Origin of the sequence: Streptomyces mesophilus, from assembly GCF_011044995.1 — a bacterium.
Taxonomy (GTDB): Bacteria; Actinomycetota; Actinomycetes; order Streptomycetales; family Streptomycetaceae; genus Streptomyces; species Streptomyces mesophilus.
Genome location: NZ_JAAKZW010000411.1, coordinates 1 through 3,007, shown reverse-complemented (window position 1 = coordinate 3,007; position 3,007 = coordinate 1). Strand labels below are relative to the sequence as shown.

The 3,007-nt window shown below is 71.5% G+C and carries 4 protein-coding genes; 1 reads left to right on the top strand and 3 read right to left on the bottom strand.

The features are described from left to right. The coding region (locus G6045_RS40045) for a Gfo/Idh/MocA family oxidoreductase (RefSeq protein ID WP_235968610.1) at window positions 1-543 on the top strand (543 nt) is incomplete at its 5' end. Between the two features lie 91 nt (window positions 544-634). Here G6045_RS40045 and G6045_RS40040 read toward each other — a convergent pair. From G6045_RS40040 to G6045_RS40030, 3 genes are all read right to left on the bottom strand, one after another. Further along, window positions 635-1,147, bottom strand: coding sequence for a hypothetical protein (locus G6045_RS40040; RefSeq protein WP_165337165.1), 513 nt, complete (start codon window positions 1,145-1,147; stop codon window positions 635-637). 1 nt (window position 1,148) lies between these two features. Continuing rightward, the gene (locus G6045_RS40035) at window positions 1,149-1,568 is read right to left on the bottom strand and encodes a PaaI family thioesterase (protein WP_165337166.1); all 420 of its coding nucleotides are present in this window, start codon (window positions 1,566-1,568) and stop codon (window positions 1,149-1,151) included. Between the two features lie 130 nt (window positions 1,569-1,698). Then, window positions 1,699-2,883: a cytochrome P450 family protein gene (locus G6045_RS40030; RefSeq protein ID WP_165337164.1), complete on the bottom strand. Its 1,185-nt coding sequence runs from the start codon at window positions 2,881-2,883 to the stop codon at window positions 1,699-1,701. Window positions 2,884-3,007: the final 124 nt, after the last annotated feature.

Here is a 3,007-nt window from a genome sequence, read left to right as displayed (position 1 = left end):
CCCCCGCCGCCCGAATACCTCCCCCTCTCCGGCGGCCTGTACCGCGACTGTCTGATCCACGACTTCGACATGCTCCGCTGGGTGACGGGCCGCGAGGTCGAGACGGTGTACGCGACCGGGTCGGACGCGGGTCCGCCCATGTTCCGCGAGGCGGGCGATGTCTCCACGGCGGCGGCGGTGCTGACCTTGTCGGACGGTGTGGTGGCGACGGCCACGGCGACGCGCCTGAACGGTGCGGGCTATGACGTCCGTATGGAGCTGGCCGGCGAACTCGACCAGATCGCGGCCGGTTTGGACGACCGCACGCCCATCGCCTCGACGGAGCCCCAGGGCCCACCCGCCGCCACCAAGCCCTGGCCGGGCTTCCTGGAACGCTTCGCCCCCGCGTACGAGGCCGAACTGGCCGCATTCGTCTCGGTACTCCTCGGAGAACGCCCCAACCCCTGCGACGGCCAGGAGGCCCTGGCCGCACTCCGGGTGGCGGAGGCCTGCGAGGTGTCCCGGCGACAGGGGCGGGCGGTGCGGGTGGCGGAGGTCCGCTGAGGGGGGCGTGCAGGTGGCGGAGGTCCGATGGGGGGACGTGCAGGTGGCAGCAGCGTTTCTGTCCACGGACATCAGCCCGATCGCCGGACCCTCAGTCCATCAGCCGGATCGTAGGCGCGCGGGTGCTCGTGGCGACCGGGCGGGTGCAGTGGGTGCAGGACTCGCTTGTGGGGCGGATCGCGTTGGTCTGGGTGGTGAAGGGGTGGGGGTCCTTGGCGTCCTCGTCGGGGCAGTTGTACGCGAGGTGGAGGCGGACCCAGGGCTGGAGGGTCGGGGCCGCGCCGCGCAGGCCCGTACGGGCGTCCGTGAAGGGGGCCCACCAGAAGCTGACCACGGCGCGCAGCGCGAGGCGGTCGTCGCCCGAGGTGACGTCGAAGGCCGCGATGCGGGCCGCCGTGTAGTGGCTGGGGAAGCCGCTGCTGGTGCTGCCTGAGCACAGGGCCCGTTCCGCGCCGAGTTCGAGGACGGTCGTACGGCCGGTGCGTTCGCAGACGAAGCAGTCGAGGGCGAGTTCGAGCTGGGAGCGCCAGTGGACGTGGTGGAAGCCCTCACCGCCGCCGAGGCGGGCGGTGAGTTCGGCCGCTATCTCCAGTTGGCGCTGCACGTCAGCTGCCCGCGGTGTTGAGGACCGTTCCTTGCGCGACCGCGCACAGCGTCTCCGTGCCGTCGTCGTCGACACACACCAGGTCGCAGCGGGCCACCGCCTGACGGCGGCCCGCGTGCACCACGGACGCACGGGCGAGCAGGGTGCGGCCGCGGGCCGGCCGCATGTACTGGATGGAGAAGCCCGCGGTGAGCACGGAGGGCCCGAGGGCCGAACCCGCCGCGAAGGTCAGGGAGTTGTCGGCCGCGTAGGCGAGCACGCCGCCGTGCAGGAACCCGTTCTGCTGTCCGAGCTCCTCGCGGATGTCCAGTTCGAGCACCGCCGCACCGTCACCGAAGGCGGTGATACGGGTCTTGAGGAGGCGGCTGAACGGCTGGGCATCCAGAACCTGTTCGGCGACGGCGAGGTCGAACTCCGGCATCGAGTCCGCCTTCGAGTCCGGCTTCGGGTCCGGCGTCAGGTCCGGCGTCGTGCTCATCGGGCTTCCTCCGGGCTGCGGTACTAGGGGCTGCGGTGCTGGGGGCAGCGGTGCTGGGGCCTGCGGCCGCATTTCACCACTTCACCGGGAGTTTTCGCACCCCCCGGACCAGCATTCCCGGCAGCCACGGCCCCGGTGTCCCGTCGAGCGAGAGGTCCGGGCAGCGCTCCAGGAGGCTGCGCAGAGCGATCCTGGCTTCGAGCCGGGCGAGCGGTGCGCCCATGCAGAAGTGGATGCCGTGGCCGAAGGCCAGATGCCCCTGCGTGGAGCGGTCCGGGTCGAAGCGGTCGGGTTCGGGGAAGCGGGCGGGATCGTGGCCGGCCGCCGCGAGCGAGACCAGGACCGCGTGGCCCTGCGGGATGGTGACCTCGCCGATCGTGACGGGTTCGGCGGTGAAGCGGAACGTGGCGTTCTCCACCGGGCCCTCGTACCGCAGGGTCTCCTCGATCACCGCGTCGAGGCGGCCGAAGTCGGCCCGTACGGCGTCGAGTTCCCCGGGCCGGGTGAGCAGCGCGTGCACCGCGTTGCCGATCAGATTGACCGTGGTCTCGTGGCCGGCGATCAGGAGCAGGAAGGCCATCGCGCGCAGCTCGTCCGCGGAGAGCTGGTCGCCGTCCTCGGCCGTGGTGCGGATCAGGGCGCTCAGCAGATCGTCGGCGGGGGCGCTGCAGCGCTTGTCCTCGATCAACTCGTTCAGGTAGGCGGCGAGTTGGGCCACGGCTGCCGCTTCCGCCTCGACTCCGGTGGGTGCGACCACCTCGTTGGACATCGCGCGGAAGGCCTCGCGGTCCATGGCGGGTACGCCGAGGAGTTCGCAGATCACGGTGAGGGGCAGCGGAAAGGCGAAGGTGTCGATCAGGTTCGCCCGCCCCCGCGAGCCCATCGCGTCGAGGAGCTGATCGGTGATCGCCTGGACGCGCGGAGCAAGCGCCTCGACCCTTCGGGCGGTGAACTCCCGCGCCACCAGCTTACGCAGCCGGGTGTGCTGGGGCGGGTCGGCGAGCAGCAGATGGGTGCCGATCAGGTCGCCGTCGAGTCCCGCGCCGCCGATCACCGACGGGCTCTTGGCCAGGCGGGGGTCGTTGAGCGCGGCGCGCGCCTCCTCGTAGCCGACGATCAGCCAGACATACGCCTCTTGGTACGGCGGGGCGAGCCGTACGAAATGAGCGGGGCCGCGGCCGCGGAGCTCCGCGTAGACGGGATACGGGTCCTTGGTGAACTGCTCGCCATAGGTACCCAGATCGACGATCTCCGCCATGAAACGGTTCTCCCTGCGGTCGGCCCCGAGGTCCTTGCCACACGAGGCTAAACGGGCAGCGGCCCGGACCGGTTCCCCGAGCGATCACCCGCCGTGTCGCCCGGCGCCACACCCCCTCTCACCC